At 56.2% G+C, this 18,864-nt stretch carries 18 protein-coding genes; 6 read left to right on the forward strand and 12 right to left on the reverse strand.

Annotation, left to right across the window (positions count from 1 at the left end):
* Position 1: 1 nt before the first annotated feature.
* Entirely contained in the window at positions 2–1,366 is a 1,365-nt protein-coding gene (locus DSM3645_RS01010) for a hypothetical protein (RefSeq protein ID WP_131282079.1), read from the forward strand.
* A gap of 213 nt (positions 1,367–1,579) precedes the next feature.
* On the forward strand, positions 1,580–3,208 hold the full coding sequence (locus DSM3645_RS01015; protein WP_002650107.1) for an arylsulfatase: 1,629 nt from the start codon (positions 1,580–1,582) through the stop codon (positions 3,206–3,208).
* Here the strand turns inward: DSM3645_RS01015 and DSM3645_RS01020 are convergent.
* Positions 3,205–4,446, reverse strand: a complete 1,242-nt coding sequence (locus DSM3645_RS01020) for a hypothetical protein (RefSeq protein WP_002650108.1) — start codon at positions 4,444–4,446, stop codon at positions 3,205–3,207. The genes DSM3645_RS01015 and DSM3645_RS01020 overlap by 4 nt on opposite strands.
* A gap of 183 nt (positions 4,447–4,629) precedes the next feature.
* Between DSM3645_RS01020 and DSM3645_RS01025 the strand changes: the two genes are divergently transcribed.
* Positions 4,630–5,568 (forward strand): M28 family metallopeptidase, encoded by a 939-nt coding sequence (locus DSM3645_RS01025; protein ID WP_002650109.1) that lies wholly within the window; start codon positions 4,630–4,632, stop codon positions 5,566–5,568.
* Between the two features lie 126 nt (positions 5,569–5,694).
* Positions 5,695–6,888 carry a hypothetical protein gene (locus DSM3645_RS01030; RefSeq protein ID WP_002650110.1) on the forward strand — a complete coding sequence of 398 codons (1,194 nt, stop codon included), beginning with the start codon at positions 5,695–5,697 and terminating at the stop codon, positions 6,886–6,888.
* Positions 6,889–6,977: 89 nt separating this feature from the next.
* Here the strand turns inward: DSM3645_RS01030 and DSM3645_RS01035 are convergent, their stop codons facing one another.
* The 9 genes from DSM3645_RS01035 to bshB1 all read right to left on the reverse strand — a co-directional run bounded on the left by DSM3645_RS01035 (position 6,978) and on the right by bshB1 (position 16,182).
* Positions 6,978–7,622: an ester cyclase gene (locus tag DSM3645_RS01035; RefSeq protein ID WP_237564730.1), complete on the reverse strand. Its 645-nt coding sequence runs from the start codon at positions 7,620–7,622 to the stop codon at positions 6,978–6,980.
* Positions 7,623–7,786: 164 nt separating this feature from the next.
* Positions 7,787–8,107: a hypothetical protein gene (locus DSM3645_RS01040; RefSeq protein WP_040351437.1), complete on the reverse strand. Its 321-nt coding sequence runs from the start codon at positions 8,105–8,107 to the stop codon at positions 7,787–7,789.
* Between the two features lie 1,006 nt (positions 8,108–9,113).
* Positions 9,114–10,934 (reverse strand): protein kinase domain-containing protein, encoded by a 1,821-nt coding sequence (locus DSM3645_RS01045; RefSeq protein WP_002650113.1) that lies wholly within the window; start codon positions 10,932–10,934, stop codon positions 9,114–9,116.
* 69 nt (positions 10,935–11,003) lie between these two features.
* Positions 11,004–11,645, reverse strand: coding sequence for a hypothetical protein (locus DSM3645_RS01050; protein ID WP_002650114.1), 642 nt, complete (start codon positions 11,643–11,645; stop codon positions 11,004–11,006).
* 50 nt (positions 11,646–11,695) lie between these two features.
* The gene (locus tag DSM3645_RS01055) at positions 11,696–12,466 is read right to left on the reverse strand and encodes a hypothetical protein (RefSeq protein ID WP_002650115.1); all 771 of its coding nucleotides are present in this window, start codon (positions 12,464–12,466) and stop codon (positions 11,696–11,698) included.
* 599 nt (positions 12,467–13,065) lie between these two features.
* Positions 13,066–13,968, reverse strand: a complete 903-nt coding sequence (xerC, locus tag DSM3645_RS01060; protein ID WP_002650117.1) for a tyrosine recombinase XerC — start codon at positions 13,966–13,968, stop codon at positions 13,066–13,068.
* A 19-nt stretch (positions 13,969–13,987) separates the two neighbouring features.
* The gene (locus DSM3645_RS30775; RefSeq protein ID WP_002650118.1) at positions 13,988–14,287 is read right to left on the reverse strand and encodes a hypothetical protein; all 300 of its coding nucleotides are present in this window, start codon (positions 14,285–14,287) and stop codon (positions 13,988–13,990) included.
* Positions 14,288–14,333: 46 nt separating this feature from the next.
* A complete protein-coding gene (locus DSM3645_RS01070; protein WP_002650119.1) occupies positions 14,334–15,278 on the reverse strand; it encodes a hypothetical protein in 945 nt (314 codons plus the stop codon).
* 211 nt (positions 15,279–15,489) lie between these two features.
* A complete protein-coding gene (gene bshB1 / locus DSM3645_RS01075; RefSeq protein WP_002650120.1) occupies positions 15,490–16,182 on the reverse strand; it encodes a bacillithiol biosynthesis deacetylase BshB1 in 693 nt (230 codons plus the stop codon).
* An 89-nt stretch (positions 16,183–16,271) separates the two neighbouring features.
* Between bshB1 and DSM3645_RS01080 the strand changes: the two genes are divergently transcribed.
* A complete protein-coding gene (locus tag DSM3645_RS01080; protein ID WP_002650121.1) occupies positions 16,272–16,538 on the forward strand; it encodes a hypothetical protein in 267 nt (88 codons plus the stop codon).
* Between the two features lie 43 nt (positions 16,539–16,581).
* Here the strand turns inward: DSM3645_RS01080 and DSM3645_RS01085 are convergent, their stop codons facing one another.
* Both DSM3645_RS01085 and DSM3645_RS01090 read right to left on the reverse strand, forming a co-directional pair.
* On the reverse strand, positions 16,582–16,995 hold the full coding sequence (locus tag DSM3645_RS01085; protein WP_040351438.1) for a hypothetical protein: 414 nt from the start codon (positions 16,993–16,995) through the stop codon (positions 16,582–16,584).
* Between the two features lie 65 nt (positions 16,996–17,060).
* Complete coding sequence (locus tag DSM3645_RS01090; protein ID WP_002650123.1) at positions 17,061–17,474, reverse strand: hypothetical protein; 414 nt, start codon at positions 17,472–17,474, stop codon at positions 17,061–17,063.
* Between the two features lie 490 nt (positions 17,475–17,964).
* Here DSM3645_RS01090 and DSM3645_RS01095 point away from each other — a divergent pair, with 490 nt between their 5' ends.
* Complete coding sequence (locus DSM3645_RS01095) at positions 17,965–18,861, forward strand: DUF1559 domain-containing protein (protein ID WP_002650124.1); 897 nt, start codon at positions 17,965–17,967, stop codon at positions 18,859–18,861.
* Positions 18,862–18,864 lie beyond the last annotated feature (3 nt).

Raw genomic sequence — 18,864 nt, forward strand, 5'->3', positions numbered from 1 at the left:
GATGATCCGACGCATATTTACGCCAGCCCAGAGCTGCCGATTCTTCCCCCCGTTCCTAGCTGCGCTGCTGACAGGCATTTTGTGCTTGCCTGCTTGGGGAGAGACGAATCCGGAAAACGCAAAGCGCGAAGATTCAACCTCCTGGCGCCAACAGGCAGTCCACAACGCTCGGATCATGTCGCGAGTAGAGTGGACGCCGGTTGCAGCAGGCATGCCGACCCGAGGCGGTTACTTTCAACCAGGCAAGCAGTACACCGGAGTTCCGTATTCCAGCGTGAAGTCGGTCGGACGGGACATCGGTTTTGATATCTATCTCAAGACCTTCTTGGCGGCCGTTCAGAATCCGCAAAGCGTGCTCTACACGGCGAACCTAAAAGGGAAGGTAAGCAATGCGGAGTGCTACTATGGCAAGGTCTGCTCGACCTATACGAGCTACGCATTGCAATGCGGATTTCCCTATGTCAGCCGTCTGAACGGGCCGGAGTCGCGCAGCGGCGTCACCCTGGTCGAACCACAATCGGCGGCGGCGACGCAAGTGGGAGACTTCATCTACACTCCGCCGAAGTCGGTCGGCGGCGGGTCTCACATCGCGATCATTACCGAAGTCACCACGAACAGTTCTGACCAAGTCACGCATGTTCGCGTCGAGGAAAGCTGGCCGCAGACCACGAAAAACACCAATCGAAGCGCCGAGAAATTCAATACGCATCTCGCTTCCCGAAACAACAAGCTGTACCGCATCACTGACTTGGACGCTTGGCACGGCGAGAACAGCGCCGCGTCTTTTCGCTTCCCCAATTTCGAAGCAGACTCGGCGTCTCCGCAGATCAATCGCGTGTTGCTGTTGGATCTCGGCGATTGGGTTCCCTACGAGAAGGACCAAGTCGTCAAGTTCAACATCATGGACAGAGACGCCAAGGGAGTAACCTCGCTCGTCATCCAGCGCGACAATAGGGTGATTGAGAAGATCGAGGATCCCGGCCTAGGCGTCCTAGAACGCACCTTCTCTACCTGCGGCGACTACACCGCCTACTGCGAACTGAAAGATGGCTCGCAAAGTCAAGCTTGCGAGTTTTCGGTGTGCGATCTCGATTTTAAATTGCCTGACGAAGAGATTCTCGTTGGCAAGCCTTTCGAACTTCATTTTTCCTCCACCAACTTAGAGATCGCCGCCATCCATTTTTGGAGCAACCAAAACATGTCCGGCAGACACTATGTGTTCGTGACGGCAGAAGATCGAAAAAATGGCAAAGTGGTTATTCCGGCAGAAGCAATTCAGGACCGGGGAGACACTCAAGTTTGGTTGATCGGCGAAAATAAATATGGCCGGCTTAAGAAGCGTCGAAATGTTGACGTCCAGAAATGATCGACGGCTTGTGACATCAGCGACGATTCAACGTCGAAATGAATCGGTGCGCCAGGAATTGACGGAGGTTAACGGAGAGAACAAACTAAGCCGAGAAACCGCATTCGGTTTCTTACCGCTATCTAGAAATGGGAATTCCACATGATCCAATCCCTGGCCCCTTCCACGCGAACTTCGGGAAGGTCCAGCGACCGACCAACGTTCCCACGTCCGATGCGACGCAAAATAGCGCTGCTCATGCTGGCGACGTGGGCGGCCAGCTTCGCCCCGTTGTTTGGCGCCGACCCCAGCGATCGTCCCAATATCATCTTGATCATGGTAGACGACATGGGATTTTCGGATCTCGGCTATCACGGCGGCGAGATCGCGACCCCCAACATCGACGCGCTGGCCCATAGCGGCGTGCGGTTCTCGCAGTTTTATAACAACGGTCGTTGTTGCCCGACTCGGGCGACCTTGATGACCGGGCTCTATCCGCATCAGACCGGCATCGGCCACATGACCGAATCGCCAGGCGAGGCGAACTACGGCTCCGGCAAACCGCCCACCTATCAAGGTTATCTCAACCGCAATTGCGTCACGATCGCCGAAGCGCTGCAACAGCAGGGCTACGCAACGCTGATGTCCGGCAAATGGCACTTGGGCGAAAATGACAAAAGTCGCTGGCCGCTGCAGCGCGGGTTCGAGAAATACTTCGGCTGCCTTTCCGGGGCGACTCTCTACTTTTTTCCTGACGGCGATCGGAAGATGACGCTCGGCAACCAACAGATCGCCGAACCGGAAAGCACGACCGACCAACCGTTTTATACGACCGACGCATTCACCGACTACGCGATTCGCTTCTTGAAAGAAGAGCAGGCCGGGCAACAGCGTCCCATGTTCCTTTATCTGGCGTACACCGCGCCGCACTGGCCGCTGCAAGCGTTTGAGGAAGACATCGCCAAGTATCGCGGCAAGTACAAAATAGGCTGGGACAAGCTGCGCGAGCAGCGTTTGGAGCGGCAGAAAAATCTGGGACTGATCGCCGCCGATCGCCAGCTTTCGCCGCGCACGCCCAAGATTCCGGCGTGGGACGAGTTGGACGCCGCCCAACAAGATGAAATGGATCTGAAGATGGCGGTTTACGCCGCAATGATCGATCGCGTTGATCAAAACATCGGACGACTGATGAAGCACCTCAAAGAATCGGGGATCGAAGACGACACGCTAATCCTCTTCCTCTCTGACAACGGCGGTTGCCAAGAAGGAGGCGTGCTAGGAGGCGCCCACTTCCTCGATCCCGAACAGCGGAATCGGCAATACTTCCACGGCTACGGCGAAGCTTGGGCCAACGCCAGTAATACGCCGTTTCGACTCTACAAACACTTCAACCACGAAGGGGGAACGGCGACTCCCTTTTTTATGCGTTGGCCCGGCAAGATCGCCGCTCGCGACGCTTGGTGCGCCGAGCCTGCCCAGTTAATCGATGTGATGCCCACCATCCTGGATGTCGCCGGAGCGACCTATCCGGCGAAGTACGCAGAAAACGCGATCCCGCCGCTCGACGGCGTTTCGCTCCGCCCGACCATGCAGGGAGAGCCGCTCGATCGGCAGCAGCCGATCTGTATCGAGCATGAAAACAATGCGTCGATCCGCGCCGGTGATTGGAAATTGGTCGGCCGCGGCGTCGCTGCGCCGCGCGGCGTGCAACCGGCCAAGTGGGAGCTGTACAACATCGCCGACGATCGGACCGAGACGCAGAATCTGGCGGTCGAACATCCCGAGAAGGTGCGCGAACTTTCGCAGCAGTGGAACGCCTGGGCGAAACGCGTCGGCGTTTATCCGAAACGGCAAGCGCCCTAGTTAAACCAGATGGCGAAGTTATAGAACTCGCCGCCATAGGTTTCGTTCAAGCGGTTCCAGAACCTCGCTTCGGTCGTCGGGCCCTTCTCCAAAAACGGCGTCGCGTTGCTGCCGTGAATCCACATCACCAGATCAAACTCGCGCGGCTCGAAGAAGACCTTTTTGACGTTGATCGCGCGGCCATCCGTGATCCGCGGATGAGAGACGAGCTTTTCTCCCTGCAGGATCGCTTCGAACTCGTCCAGAAATCGCCGCCAACCTTTCAGCATCTTCGGCGTCATCTTCATGGTCGAAACGGCCGAATCCTGTTTCGTCCCTGGGATCCATTCCCGATCATTATCTTCTTCCGTTTGGATCGCATCCCACGTGCGGCGACTCAGCGCGATCACCTGCAAGAAGTGGGCGTGGGCCGCCTGCATGCGGTCCGCGTCCTTCACCCGAAAATTGATCAGATGGATGAAGGCGATCACATCCACAACGTCGACATCGCCGCCGAGCCCAAACAGGTGTTTCGCATCGGCGAGATAAGCGTGCGGCGAATCGATCTTTTCAAAAAAGAGATAGCCGACCCGCCGGTGCATTTCTTCCATGTCGTACGCCAGATAGGTTTCGGCGATCCCGCATAACAGATGGCAATAGCCACGCAACCAAAGACAATCGGCGTAGTCGAACGCGACGACGATCGGTTCGGACTTCGCCTCTTTCGCGGCGGGAGTTTGCGCCAACCGCAACTGAGCCGCGACTGCGCCCAACGTTTCCTGCTCTGTCGTTTCGCCGTCGCCGTTCAAGTCCAACTGAATTTGAAACAACGGGAGCGGCAGTTTCACTGCAGGATCGCTCACCTTCGCCAACGTCTGCTCGGCCTGTTTCAAATCGTCGATAAAACGCTGCAAGATGTTGCGAACATCCTGATAACTGGTCGCTTGGGGATCGGGATTCTCAGCGCTGACAATTCGCAAAAAGGGAAGTTGCTCGCGATGATCGCGTACGCCGCAGTCATAAAAGGACTGCGACATGTTCTCGACCGCACTCACAAACTGCACGACTCCCCAGCCAAAGCGCTCGCGATCATCGACCTGATTTTTTTCGATATATTTTTTGAGCGCCGCTTTCTCGGTCGAAAGTTGTCCCCCGGTTAAGATCTTTTCGGCGCTCGGAGCTGCGGCGACAGACGCTCGCGCAGCGAACAACGGCAGCAGACATGTGGCCAACAGCAGCGCATTTTGGTATCGGAGCATCGCATTCTCTCAGAAAGAGGGTTCAGATAAGCAACTTACTCGGCGGCCGACCACCTTGTTTCTATGACGCGTCAATCCGGAGTCAACGAGACAAAAAAATGGGAAAGTAGTCGCCGCGGTTGTTCACTAGACGGATAATGTTTTGCCTGCGACTGATTTTCTCGCGCCGCAACAGGAAACTACATGACGATCGATTCTACGGAGATTCGCGAACATCTGGTAAAGCACGTCGATTGTCTCGCCGGGCTGATCGGCGTTCGCACGCTGCATCACCCGGCGGCGATCGAAGCGACGATCGGCTATATCACGCAACAATGGACGGCCAGCGGATACGAAGTGCGACAGCAGTCGTACGACGCGCTCGAAGGTCAAGCGACCAACCTGATCGTCGAAACCCGCGGCTCGAAACGCCCCGAGCAAATCATCCTCCTCGGCGCTCACTACGACTCGACTCCTTCCACTCCCGGCGCCGATGACAACGCATCGGCCGTCGCGGTCATGCTAGAAGTCGCGCGGCTGTTGCAAGGGCACGTCGGCCAACGAACGTTGCGCTGCGTCGCGTTCGCTTGTGAAGAGGCGCCTTATTTCAACCTGGGCGCGATGGGCAGCCAGCATCATGCGCGGGAAGCGCGAAAGCAAGACGAGCAGATCGTCGGCATGCTTTGTCTCGAGATGGTCGGCTACTTTCGGGACGATCCCCACTCGCAGCAGATCCCCGAGACGATCCCCAAAATCTTTCATCCCCTCTTTCCCACCACCGGCAACTTCCTCGCGGCGGTCGGCAACCTTCGCTCGTGGAGCTTGAACTGGATCTTCCGTCGCGGTTTCAAACAAGGCTCGCAACTCCCGCTCTGGTCGCTCAACCTGCCCGAGCGCGTCCACGAAATCCGCCGCAGCGACAATAGCTCGTTCTGGGATCAAAACTACCCAGCATTGATGCTGACCGACACCAGCTTTTTGCGAAATCCGCACTACCACCAGCCGACCGACACGCCGGATACGCTCGACTATGACCGCATGACCGAGGTGACCCTCGGAGTCGCCGCCGCCGTCAAACGGCTGCTGAAACGGCGAAACGCATCAACCATTATCGATGCAAATCCTCCGGGCATCTCGATTTAAGGCGATAACCTCCTGCTTATTTTCGCGTAGTAATCCACGATTGCGCCTAGCGAAGTTTTCCTCATTTCGCATTGAATTCCCCCTACACTGGGTCTAGACTCGGGAAGTCTTATAGAGGGGCATGAGGTGACTACAAAGCAGTATTTTTCGTGTCCAAAATGCCAGCGTCCTTGTCGCTGGGATCCGAAACTCGCCGGGCAGCGCGTCCTATGTCGCCGCTGCCGAGAGAAAATCCGCGTCCCTAGTCAACTGACCGCTGATGTCGAGGTTCATCCTCCCACGCAAATCGCCGCGAAATGGGCCTGGAACGACGACGAGGATTCCGCCGATCTCGATGTGAACGGCGACACCGGAACGTATCAGTTTTTGGATACGTCGCAAACGCCGGCGGCTCCCTCTCCGCCTACTCCTCCTGCGCTAGAATCGCCCTCGGCAAACCAGGCTGCAACTCCGTTCCCCATGCCCTCGACCCCTTATCCGCCGATCGGTCCCCCGGCGTATCCCATGCCGGGCAACGGCTATCCGGCGCCCCCGCATTACATGCCCGGTCCAGCACCGCTCGCTCCGCCGCAGCCCGGCTATTATCCGCCGTCATACGCTCCGCCTCAGTACGGACCGCCAAGCTATCCCCCTAATTATCAACCGCCCCCCGGCGGCTACGCGCCTCCGCCGCCCCCTTATTCGTACGCCGCAAACGCGCCGACATCTCCCCCTCACTATCCACCGTTGGCGCAGTCGGTTCCGCTGGCGCAAACGGCGCCCGCTTCGCGTCCGCGGCGCAGGGCAACGCTCCGCAATGCAAAAAACAAAGGGAGCAACGCGTCGACCGTGGCGATGGTCGTCGTGATGGGATTGCTGGGTGCGGCGGGCGCACTAGCGCTGGCCTACAACGTCATCATCCCATTTCGACAAGAGCAGGCCCGCTTGAAGGCGCTAGAAGCTTCTCTCCAAGCGCCCGACTTTGACTTCAATGCGGTCCAACCAACCGTCTCCAAAACAGCGCCGACCGAACGCTCCTTGCCGGCCTTCCCCAACCTAACGGCTCGCTATCCCGCCGCTTGGCCCGAATTGTTCAAGCGCCAAACCGCCGCGATGGAAAATGGCTTGACCGACACGATTCGCAAATCCATCCTCGGCCTCCCCGCCCACATCGCCGAGTCCAAAAGAGTGCAAGGCCGCTGGTCCAAAGGCCCGGTCGCCGCCAGCTGGACGATCAACGGCTACAAAGTCGACATGACGCTGCTAGGCCCTGACAAGAAGCTGGGAACCAGTGACGACTACAAGCTCCGCTTTGTGGTTGCTGCGGGGAAGACGAAGTAGGCGGCAGCGTTCCCTAGCAGGCGCCGTCGCTCTCAACCACCAATGTTCCGCCGGCGCATGATCCATCCCCACGCAAGATCGGCCCCGGCTTACGTCAGCTTGGCGAGCAAGTCTTGGACATCCCAGTGGTCGCGGACCTCGATAATTTTGTCCCCTTGGAACTTCGCCATGGAGTTTCCGCGGATGCTGACGGTGCGTCCAGTCGGTTGGATACCAAGGAATGGGCCTGCATGCGTTTTCGTCGCGCGCCAGTACGTGATCACGATATTCTCCTGAGAGAACACGCTTTCGACTTCAAGGTGGAGCGGATCAAATCCCGCTAAGACGGCGGCGACCCGCTTTGTAATTTCCTCACTCCCCTGCAACATCTGGCCTTCGGCGATCAGAAGAACATCAGGATGAAACACTTCGTTGACGCAATCGAGGCTTCTCTGGTTGTACGCCTGTTCAAACCATTTCCTCACGATCGCTTCTCGATCGGAGTCTGGTTGCACGCTCAACGTCTGAAAGCAAATGTCACGCTCTAAAGCCGGCGTCCCCACGCGGGAGAGTATCATTTTATAGTAAGTAATGAAGTCGTTGAGGGTTTGACAATTAACGGGACCGCCGTTTTCGAGTTTGCGAACTAACCTGTCCGTGTAGCCTGTCGCCGTCGCGACGGTCTCTTGCGTTAATCCCAACTGCAGACGAATCGACTTCAAGCGTGCGCCGTCCACATGGATGCTTCTTCGCAACGTAATTTCCTTGTTCGCTGAAAACATGCGGCAGTCCCGGTGTTGGGTGGGAAGGACGACAAACTCGCGTTCATCGCTTTGGATCAATCCGTCGATAAGGGGTGACGCCGTCTGGCATCTGTTTCGTCCGTCGTCCTGCGGACGGCGCGACTTGGCGCTCAGGCTCAGATTCGCGGCTGACGCACGGCGTTTAAAACTTGGTCTTTCGGGATATCTACCGAAAGCGTTTCGGCTTCTTTTTGGGTAGGAAGATCCAACCGGTCGACTCGCGGCTGAACTACTTCGCTAGTTCCCTGCGACGCTCCGCCCCAGGAATCCATTAACGCCGCTTGCTGAGCGCCAATTAAGACGCGAAAAATGCAGACGAGGAAAACGCTAAGCGATGCGCACAGCGAACACGCTAACAGGTAGAACCAAATTTCCTCGAGATTGCGGACGACATAGAGCCCCGCCCCATGCGACAACGTCGAAATGAACGCCGTCACAATCAAGCTCCGCAGAGTGCGCCGCCAGATCTGAAGTGCAAGCGATCGCTTAACCCTGTTTAAATGCCTCTTTTCCTGGGGTGATGAGAAGGGATTGTGGACGCCGGCGCCCGAACTCTCTCCATGCTCACCCTCCTTCAATGGTTCACGAACATTCATCTATTGGCCCTCCATTGCGAAAATTGACCGATTTGCATTTGGCGGATGATAGGGCTGTCTGAGGGATTTCATGACTCGTTTTCCTACAACTAAAAAGTAAGCGTCTTCGCGTTAAACGCTCTCGCGTCAGGGCTTCCTGATCGTCGGCGTGTGGGATGCGACCCCCAACGCTCGAACGGATCACCGTGCGCCGCGTCAGCAAGCTGGGTCTGGGTGATTTCTTCTCCTGAATCGCAGGCCCCTATGCCTGCTCCACTTGCGATCGTCGACCGTAGAACCACATGGCTGGCTCCCTTCGGGATACAGGATGAACCTCGTCGCTCAGCGCTGGTAACGGCGACTTCGGATCAATGTACTAGACGGACCTATCGGGTCCCTGCGCTAGGCGCATGTCTTGAAGCTGCGCAATTCGGGCGAAGATAAGATTTGAACGCGGCAAAGTCACGGATGAAAAATGGTAGGAATCAAATCGAACACCGTAACACTAGCCCGCTGCGCCTGCGCGGAAATCCGTTAGGTGATACCAGCGCGGATGGAAGTAGCGAACCGCATTCCCTTGCTGGCGCAGCGGGCTAGTGTCCAGCTGGATCAAAATTGCGAAACTTCAAAAGACGCATGCGAGATCTGGAACCCGCAATTAGCCGGTCTGTTTTCATCGGCTCATGACGTAGAAAGAAGTCGAACCGCAGTTCATTTCGACCGAGCCAGACAAGCGGTCAGGCGAAGAACAGGGGAAGTTCGCAGGCAGTCGTCAAAAGAGCATTCGTGTTGGCTTCCGTCGGCGTGAAAGCCAACCGTCCACGTTAGCTGTTGATTTCGTTCGTGACATTCATGACATCGTCAACTTTCACCTGTTTTCACCCTCGGCGGCCAACTGACTGGCGAAAATGGCGAACATGATGCATGTCACCGCTTGTCCTCCCCAGTGAAACGCCGGGGATACTTGTCGGAGCATGCTGTTTTCGGAATAAACATGAAAGAGCGCCGAGAGCAGGATCAGCCCCCATGGAACGCATTTAGCCCACCAAGGGAACTTCGCGAGGTTTGCATAAAACACGTTAACGACGCCGTTAAATAGCACAAAATAGGCGGTAATCTGAGGGATTGCCTCCGCGGTAATGACTCCGGTTGAATCCCTGGGAGCAAATACCTTCGCAATCAGGGTAATGGCCAACACGTAGGCGATCACCGGCAGCAAAATGGGCCGCGCGCTTTCTCGGAACCTGGAGAAATAAGCGAATAATGCGACAACAGGGAAGAACAGAAGGGTGACCCAATTGCCCACGATTTCAAAAGCGCTCCCAGGGGTGTTGTGAAACGCAATGAGAAATAGATAACCCAGCGCGCCGATCCCCGTAAGACACGCTAAAACCCAAGACGTTTGCGACAACAAGCGAAACTGATCGCTCATCGTATCTCGCGCAGCGCAGCGTTTGAACAGCAGCGTTTCCTTTCCCCACCACGTATAGTCGTTCTTTCGAACATGCGGCAGTGGAAGATCGGTAATCCACGCATGCAAATCTTCCGCTAATTGCCCCGGACTGACATAGCGTTTTGCCGGGTCATAGGCGAGACATTTCTTACAGATCAGCGTGAGGTCGTCATCGCCGAGCTCGATTTCCTGCGACCATTTGTTCCACCACGATTGATCGTAGGGCGAAACTGGAGTCTTGCCGGTGACGAGATAATAGAGAATGCCGCCCAAAGAATAGATGTCCCAATGGGGGTTCGGCGCTTCGCGGTTCGCTTTGTTAATCATCCTTTCCGGCGCTTGGTATCCCTCTGCGCCGATCCCCGTGGCCGACTCGGCGACTCCAGCAGAACCGAAATCAACCAACTTCAATGTCCGCTGACTCGCCTCGCGAACCGAATCGTCGGCCTGGCGGACGATCATGATATTGTCCGGCTTCAGATCCAAGTGCATCAACTCCCCTTTCGCCGAATCGCCATAGCCGCTTTTGATCCACTGCTTCGGCGCATCGAGCATTCGTTGCAGCGTGGCGGCGACCACCTGAACCACTTCCGCCGCTTCTCTCTGCGAGGGTCGAAGTCTCTGGCTAATTCGCTCTTCCATCCATTCCAGCAGGTTGACTCCCTCGATGTACTCCATCGCGACAAAGGGAAATTCTTCGTCGAGCTTGTTTCTTACGATGCCCGCGTCATAGACCATGACGACATTGGGATCTCGAAATACATTAAAACGGCGATACTCGTTGAGGACTTCCGCTACCTGCTGGGCCTGCGTGATGCTATCGGTCTTGCGCAAGTACTTAACGAACATCGTGATTTTCGCATCTTTCGATGTTCCTTTAAAAAAGCGATTTTGTCCGCGCCGCAGATGCAACGGCTGCACATTGTGAATCGCATTTTCCCGATCGACTACCGTCCATGCGTCCCCCGCATCGTCCGCTAGATCCGGCTGCTGGTCCCCGGAATTCTCTCGCGTTTCAGGACGATCGCTCTCAGCAACTTCGGCGTCTGATCCGTCGCTCTGAGAACGCTCTACGGATTCGAGTCGAATCTTCAGATATTTCTGCGCGTATTCCAATTCCTGGTCGAAATAGATCGCTTGAAGTTGAGTCTCGATCGTCGTCTTATTAGCGGCATGCAAGTCAAGCAATAAGTTCACGCGAGCGCGAATCTCGATGCGTTTCGAATCATCCACCATTTTGCGTTATTCCAAAATTGCGAGCAGGCGTCTTTGCTAGGAGCAGAAGAGGGGACGTTCCTGGAGTCGTTAACCAGATTTGACGTCAAACTGGCCATTAGCGAGATGATCCTCCACTTCATTCAGCGGCAAATTGACCAGCTCCGCAATTTCTTCCGCTGTGGAGCCGGCGAATTCATAGAGCCGAAAGATCTGTGCACAATCGGGCTGCGTATCTGTCATGATCGAGAGTCGACGGAGTCGTTCAGTCATCCATTCGGGATAGGACGAGGCCATTCCCAACGACATGCGATCTGGCTCGCCAGTTAAGCGAGACTCCGCAGAAATCTGAACGCGAATGCAGAGCATCATTTCAAACGCTTGCGCATAAGCCAGAAAGAACGACCGAAGTTCGGCGCTCGAACAGGGGAGATTTAGCAATTCACGCGCCGCTTGATCTGCATAGTCTCGATTGCTCAGAGACATTCCTTCATCCAGCGTTTCACCAAGCCATTGCTGGATGAGATCGACGACGTCCATCGGCGTCGGCTCTTGCGGCTGCGGCTCCTTTCGCGGGAGTCGCTCAGGAAACGGACAAAACCCCGCTTTCATTTTCCGATCAAATTCACGCAGTTGCTCTGGCGACATAAACACGCTGAAGGGTGGGGCTCGCCGCTTGGGCGCGTCCCGTTTTTCGATCGCCTGTTGTCGAGAAATATCGCTGTTAGTCATCGATTCATCCGATCCTGTTATCGAGCAAAGAAGTGGACGCAAGCGTTGGACTACCATTCCAATTCATGAATGGCCTCGCAGGAGAAATACCACTGAAGTTGATATGGATTCCATGCTTGGGCGAAACGCCCCAGAGCAACGGCCATCCCGCCACGCTCCGGCGACCAGTCCTCCAGCGCGGCGACTGCATCCGAGTCTGCTGCGACCATCTTGGCTGCATCGGCGTATAACTCGGTCATCACCTTCACCAACGGCGGCGAGCGATCGGCGGTTTCCAGAGAATAGGCGTAGTTTACGACAAGGTTGATCCAATCCTTTCGGCGGTTAGGATCCTGGAACAGTACGGTCATCAGGGCGGCATGCGGTCGAGAATGATGCTCGACAGGCGTGCGAATGGCCGAGCTTGGTGAACCGGCGATCACCTGCTTTTGCCAAATGTCCTCGACCCTCAGCGAAACGATATCCAAGTGCTCCAGCGCGGACGGCGCTTGCGACATCTCTTGGGCGGCGTCGAAGCCTGCGACCGAAAGAATGATCCAAAGTTCGTGCTCGGCAAACTTCCTCGCTTTCAGGTTACTCCTGCACCGGTCCACATTCAGATCAATGTAGGGTACGAAATCAGGCGGGCTGAATCCGGCTTTTTCGCATTTCGACCAGCAACGGTAATTTCGAAACAGCAACCGTTGTTTTGCATAATTGGTGACGATTACTTTTTGCGCCTTCTCGGTGTAAAGAACGCCATATCGATCCCTTCGCTCCTCTTCATCCAGGAGCCAGAATTCCTCGAATTCCAGTCGCTTCGCTGGCGCCCTATCCATCATGAAACCGTTCCTCTGGTGGGATAAATAGTCGGGAGCCCTCAATTGTACCGAGCCAAGAGAGGCCATACCTGCGCTAGGCGAATTAGGCCCCAGTTATGCCTGACGCAATCGCCGAGTTCGATCGAGACGCGATAATCCCTCTATTTGGCCGGCCAGTCAGGCCCCAGAAAGCCCGAGACCAAGTCGAGCCGACCGGCGGCGTCGATTCGTCAGGTTCTGTAGCGTCAAGACGCAACCTACGAGGGCTGGCCGCGGCCCATTTTGGGATTGATAAATCCATAGTATTTTCTTAGACTATCCTCACACATTCCCATGCGCAGAGCGGGTCATCGGTGGGGGCGGCGGTTTGGACCGTCGGCTTCGGCAGTGGATGGCGAGTCGAAAGTGGATCGCGGGGCTGGGAGTTGCGCGCAGAAAACGATCGCTCGACGGCAATCTTGCCAAACGCGGAGGGTGCGCACGTCGCGATCTCGTTTCTGAGAGCAGAGGACGGCCAAGGTGGCTGAATGGTCTAGACCGATACGACAGGCAAAAAAAAACGATGCAGTCCGGTCCGGTCCAATCCCGCGGACAAAAAAACGAAGCGGTCCGGTCCAGTCCTATCGTTGTGCTCGGGGGTGCGCTTTTTCGTAGGCTTCTTTGAGCCGCGTGGTGCTGACGTGCGTGTAGATCTGGGTGGTGACCAGGCTCTTGTGGCCGAGTAGTTCTTGGACGCTACGAATGTCGGCGCCGGCGTCGAGCAGATGGGTTGCGAAACTGTGTCGCAGCGTGTGGGGAGACGTGCGCGTGTCGAGGCCGGCGATCGCGATGTATTTTTCTAACATGCGGCCGACGCTGCGCGTGGTCAAGCGATTGCCAAACTTGTTGGTGAAGACCGGCTTTTCCTTCGCAGCGGCGGCGCGAGCGCTGAGCGTGCGCTGGCTGAGCCAATCGTGAAGCGCCTTGATCGCATAGCTGCCAAGCGGGCCCAAGCGTTCTCGTTTTCCTTTACCACGAATGCGGATCAAGCCTTGTTCGGCGTCGATGTCGCTGTCGTTCAGCCCGACCAGTTCACTGACGCGGAGGCCGGCGCTGTAGGTGGTCTCGAAGATGGCGCGATCGCGGAGACCGGCGGACGTGTTGGCCGGCGGAGCGGAGAGGAGCTTGCTGATTTCGTCGCCGGTCAGAAAGTGAGGCAGCTTTCGCTTGCGGCGCGGATTGCGGAGCGGTTTGGCCGGGCTGCGGTCGATCAGTTCTTCGCGCTGGGCGAAGCGAAAGAACGAACGCATCGACGCCAAGCGGCGCGAGACGGTGGTCTCGGCGTAGCCGGCGTCAGAAACGGCGGCGACGTACCCTCGCAGGTCGAGGGTCGAGACCTCTCCGGTGCTCGCCGGAGCGGCGTACAGTTCTTCGAGATAGTCGACCAGCGCTTCCAGGTCTTCGCCATAGCTCTTGATTGTCAGATCGGACGCGTTGCGTTCGACCCGGAGGTAGCGAAGAAAGCGGTCGGCGGCGGCTCGCATTTCCACGGCCGCAGGTTCCTTATTCGAATTCGTCGAAGTCGAGGTGATCGACGCTGCTAATGTCGATCGCTCCGTTAGCCGGAAACTCAAAGCGCGGCTTGACAGCCGAGCTAGCAGTCGCGCTTTTTTCTTCGGTTGGAGCCTGAGCCCGAATTTTTTGGCTCAGCACTGCTGCATCGTACCAGGAAAAACTAAGTTCCGGGTTCGATGCATAACGACCGAGCGTGCGCAATGTTTCGGCGCGACGACTGTCGTTAAACATGAAGACATAGCGCTCTGCGCCTTTGACCAGTGCTAGTACGTTAATCTCTTCAGTCACGTGCGGCTCTCTTTCCAGACGCGGCGGGAACAGTTGGCAATAAGCGTTATCGGCTTTCGTGCCACCTCAACGCCACTTTCGATTTTCCGGCGCCGCCACGAAGGGAGAGCATCTCGGTAATATGCGTGTAGCAACAGAATCGAATGAAATCTTCGCTACGATCCAAATAGCCTTGCCACCCGCCGAGACGGGCATCGTCAATAAAGTCATAGTGGGCTTCTGCCAATGCGGTGAGGTCACTGTCGTTTTCGTCATAGCTGCGAATCTGCGAGATGATTGGGCCATCGTAAGGAAGCAGCGGCGGCCGCTGCAGGCTGGGCGGCGGCGGAACAAACCCGCGCGGATCGGGCCAACCTGCCGGCAACTGCGGCTGCTCTGGCGGTACGCCGCTATCGGCTGGCGCGTCGCCGATGCTAGCACTGCCGTTGACCTGCGGGAGCGGCGCGTCGTTCAGCTGTTCAGCCAATGGATCGCTCGCAGCCTGCGGTGCTGTCGCAGGCGGAGCAGTTGCATGCGGATCCGGAGTTTGCGTTAGGAGTTGTTCTTTAGCGAGCGCGAATTCCGCTTCCCACACGTGCGATTCAGGAATGTATTCTTCGTCGGCCGTGCCCCAGGGAAGACCATAGCCCGGCGGGATCGCGTGGAAGCCAGGATTGACGGCGTACCAGTTGATCGCCAGCGTCATCCGCTTGGGATAGTAAGGGGTAAAGTCGGTGATCGAACCGACGACAACGACATCGACGCCGAGCGTTTCGCCCAGCTTGCGAATCTCGGTCGCGTCGCGACCGCGGATACCGGTCGCTTCCATCGCACGAATTACCACGCCGACAGGAACGATTTCGAAACCACGGATCCGCTGCAACTGACCGTAATAGGCGATCGTTACTTCGTCGGCGTTCAGCGTGGGAGCGTCGCTCTGATTATTGAAAGGAATAATCGCGACTTTGCTGAGCTGCGGAAATGGATTGTGATATTGCGGCTGGTGCTTCACATCGGGAAATGCAGTGCACCCCGTGCAAAGGAAGCCAGCTAGCCATATCAGCCAGAGCCAACGCATTGGAATTTGTGGTCGCTTGCAGGTGTGCCCCCCTGCGCGACGATCACCGGCGCTAATGCGCAAGCGATCTTGTCATTGGTCAGCAATCGGCAAAGTCAACGCAATCGCTTTAGTCGGTTCGCTGGAATTGCGAAAGAAAGTTGCGTTAGACGAGCGACTGCATGCTAGCGAGTCCGATTGGTTCGCGGCTGGTAAACGGCTCGCCGTACTTTGTACCGATCACTTTGCCCCAGTACGAAGCTTCGTCGCGGAGTTTTTCGAGAAAGGTAGGGGACGCCTGTGAGCGACCTTCGACAAACTGGCTGTGATAGCACGCGATCGACGCCGCTTTCTCTTCCCAATGGTCGCTAATGTCGAGGACGAACGCCGGCTGGATCGCCATCTTCAAATGGACGCAGTAATAGTTGTAGATCCGCTCGGGATGAAACGGCGCGCCAGGCATTTCGGTTTTTGACAATTTGGACCAAAACCGAGCCGCATCGACCAATTGCGTCGCGGCCAGGTGATCGGGATGCGCGTCTTCCCAATAGGGGGCGAACAACCACCGGGGCCGCACGCGGCGGAAGACGGTCGCAAGTTGCTCACGAGCTGCTAGCGTCGGTTCGAGACTGCGATTGGGCAGGCCGAGATTCTCGCGCCAGTCGAGCCCCAGAATCTCAGTAGCCGCAGCCGTTTCGGCGGCGCGCTTTTCCAGTGATCCAAATGGAGTTGGCTCTCCGCTGGTGAGATCAAGAACGCCGACGCGCAAACCTTCGGCTTTGAACTTCAAAATCGCTCCGGCCATGCCGAGTTCGGCGTCGTCGGGATGGGGGGCGATGACTAGTACGTCAAGCTGCATTTCTCTTCCAAGTTGCTCTAGCGTCGGGGGGTTTGTTTTGACAGACTCGGCCCCTTGATCCCGGCTCACTCGATGCTGAACCAAAAATTATGAACCGTACGACCTTACTCTTGTTGCTGCTGTCCGCCAACTTCCTCGTTGGATGCCAGACCTGGCGGCCTTGGCGCCAAAAATCGACCGTCGAAGCGATGGAATCGGAATCTGCCGACGAATCCGAGGGGCGAACCTCGATGGATTCGGTGACGGAAGAGGTCTCTGGATTCTCCAAAGCATTCCGCGGAGACGGCGGCGGCGACAGTGGAACCGGCTTGAGCAGCCGCTCGCGCGACATCGAAAAACGTCTCGGCTACAAGTAAGCGGACCCACTCTCGCAACTGGTTTGCCGTTCGCAATAGCCTACTAAGTCGATTCGGACGCTTGGTTAGAGTTCGATGGGGCGGCGCCATCTTCCAACAGCCAGCTTCGCGCGTCTTCTTTATTTCTGAAGAGATGGCCGTTGAGCAAAGCCCGATTTCGCAGCACCGTCTCGATGAACTTGAGTCTCTCAAATTGACCGGGGTCTTCGGCGAACCAAGCGATGCGATGTTTCCAGGAAATGCCGGACTGCTCGAAGATCTTGATATGCTTGAAACTGTCCATGGTCGAAAGTTCTTGTCGGGTCTCCGCTTTGCCCAAGATGTTGTAGCAGTCATGCTGCTGGCAAGCGGCTACGATCCGCCGCCACAGATTTAGAGACTGTTCGTGGCTAAAAAAGCCATGTCCGACGACATAGATATGGTCTCCGGAAAACTCGATGACGCTTTCTTCTTTCATCCCTCGTTCCTTCTGTTCCGGCGTCATTGGCCGAGCGCGACCGGATTCAGTAATCCAACAAAGCGCTAGTTGGATTCGGTCGCTTTGCTGGCGCCGGCTTTGGCCGTCACATCTCCGCGCAACCAATTACGCGCCTCTTCCACCGTCCGGAAAAGACCGCCGTTCACCAAAGAGCGATTCCTCAGAACCGTCTCGACAAACTTCAACTGCTCAAATTTCTCCGGGTCGGACGCAACCCACGCAACTCGATGCTTCCAAGTGACGCCGGCCTCTTGAAAGACTTCGATGTGCTTGAAACTGTCCATTGTTGACAATTCACCTTGCGTCTGCGACTGCCCCAAGATGTTGTTGCAGTTGTACTTCTGACACGCGGCGATGATCTTCTTCCACAGCGTCATGGAACGCGCGTAGGAATCAGAACCTGTCGTGACGACAGAAATATAGTCGCCCATGTATTCGATGAAGTCTTCGTTTTCCATCAACCTGATTCCTTCCCCTAAGGCGCGAACGCGTTTCCTGTTAGCGTGCCTGCGCGAAACTAGCAAATTCATGGTTCCCCTGCAGGCATATCACTTGCCAAAAATCCTCCCCATCGATGGTCGCAACTCCCATATGAGATCGACGTTTTCGCGGATTCGCTTTTCCCGCTACTCCCTTCCGTTAACCTAAACCACGGCTGGCTACCTATTCAATTATTCGCATTCAAGATAAGCGAAAAAAACCGGCGAAACCATCTACAACGTTCCGCACACCCCAATCGCGGCCTAACGGAGCCCTGTTCATTGCAACAAGTCAGGGCAAATTCCCGCCTCGTTAGGCGTCTTTTCTGACTTCATGGGAGCCGCAAATTTGACAAAATCATTGTTTTTCACCTAGCCAGCTAATAGCTTTAAAGAGAGGATGTTGAACTGCGCGTCCTCCTTATTTTCTGCTCATTGCGATTCTTTACTCTCTTACGGGATAGTATTTATGCGCCGGTACAGCACGTTCCCCTTCAAAAAGTCTGGTTTTACGCTGGTCGAATTGCTGGTCGTGATCGCGATCATCGGCGTTTTAATCGCGCTGTTGTTGCCGGCGGTGCAGCAAGCTCGCGAAGCCGCTCGACGGATGCAATGCACCAACAACCTGAAGCAATTGACGCTAGCGCTGCATAACTACCACGATGTCAATCAAAACTTTCCGATGGCCGCGGCGTCGGATAGCGGCCGTATAGGGGTGCTCTGCCGGCTGCTTCCTTTCATTGAGCAGCAGAATCTGTACGACCAAATCGAATACGGAACGAGCTACCAGGCCAATTTCGATTTGGCCAAGAACCGGATCGATGGTTTCTTATGCCCCAGCGGCACCTTTGAGCAGTCAAAATTTCCGGCCGCAGGCGGGGACGAAGAAGATACGTACACGACGCATTACTACGGCAATGCCGGACCGATTGGGACCAACACGCTGTCCGGCGTCGCCTATCAACAAGACGCGAGCACCTTTGGGGCCATTTCCAAAGAAGGCATTTTCTACGCTCGCAACTGCTCTTCGTTTCGAGACATCCAGGATGGAACCAGCAATACGTTAGGCTTTGGCGAAATCTCTTTTGGAAAATACGCCAACAATCGTGCCTGGACGCGCGGTTCGCTTCAATACAATGCGACCAACGTCGCGTTGCTAGACACCAAGACTCATTCCCAGCCGATCAATTACGGGAAAAACGGCGCGTCCCTCTCCTTCAATACCGGCTACGGCAGCGAACACCCAGGCGGCGCCAACTTCAGCATGATGGATGGATCGGTCCGCTTTCTTCCCCAAACGATCGACATGACGATCTATCGCGGGATCGCAAGTCGCGCCGGGGGTGAAGTCGGTTCCGTCAACTAGGCA

Origin of the sequence: Blastopirellula marina DSM 3645 (assembly GCF_000153105.1) — a bacterium.
Taxonomy (GTDB): Bacteria; Planctomycetota; Planctomycetia; order Pirellulales; family Pirellulaceae; genus Blastopirellula; species Blastopirellula marina.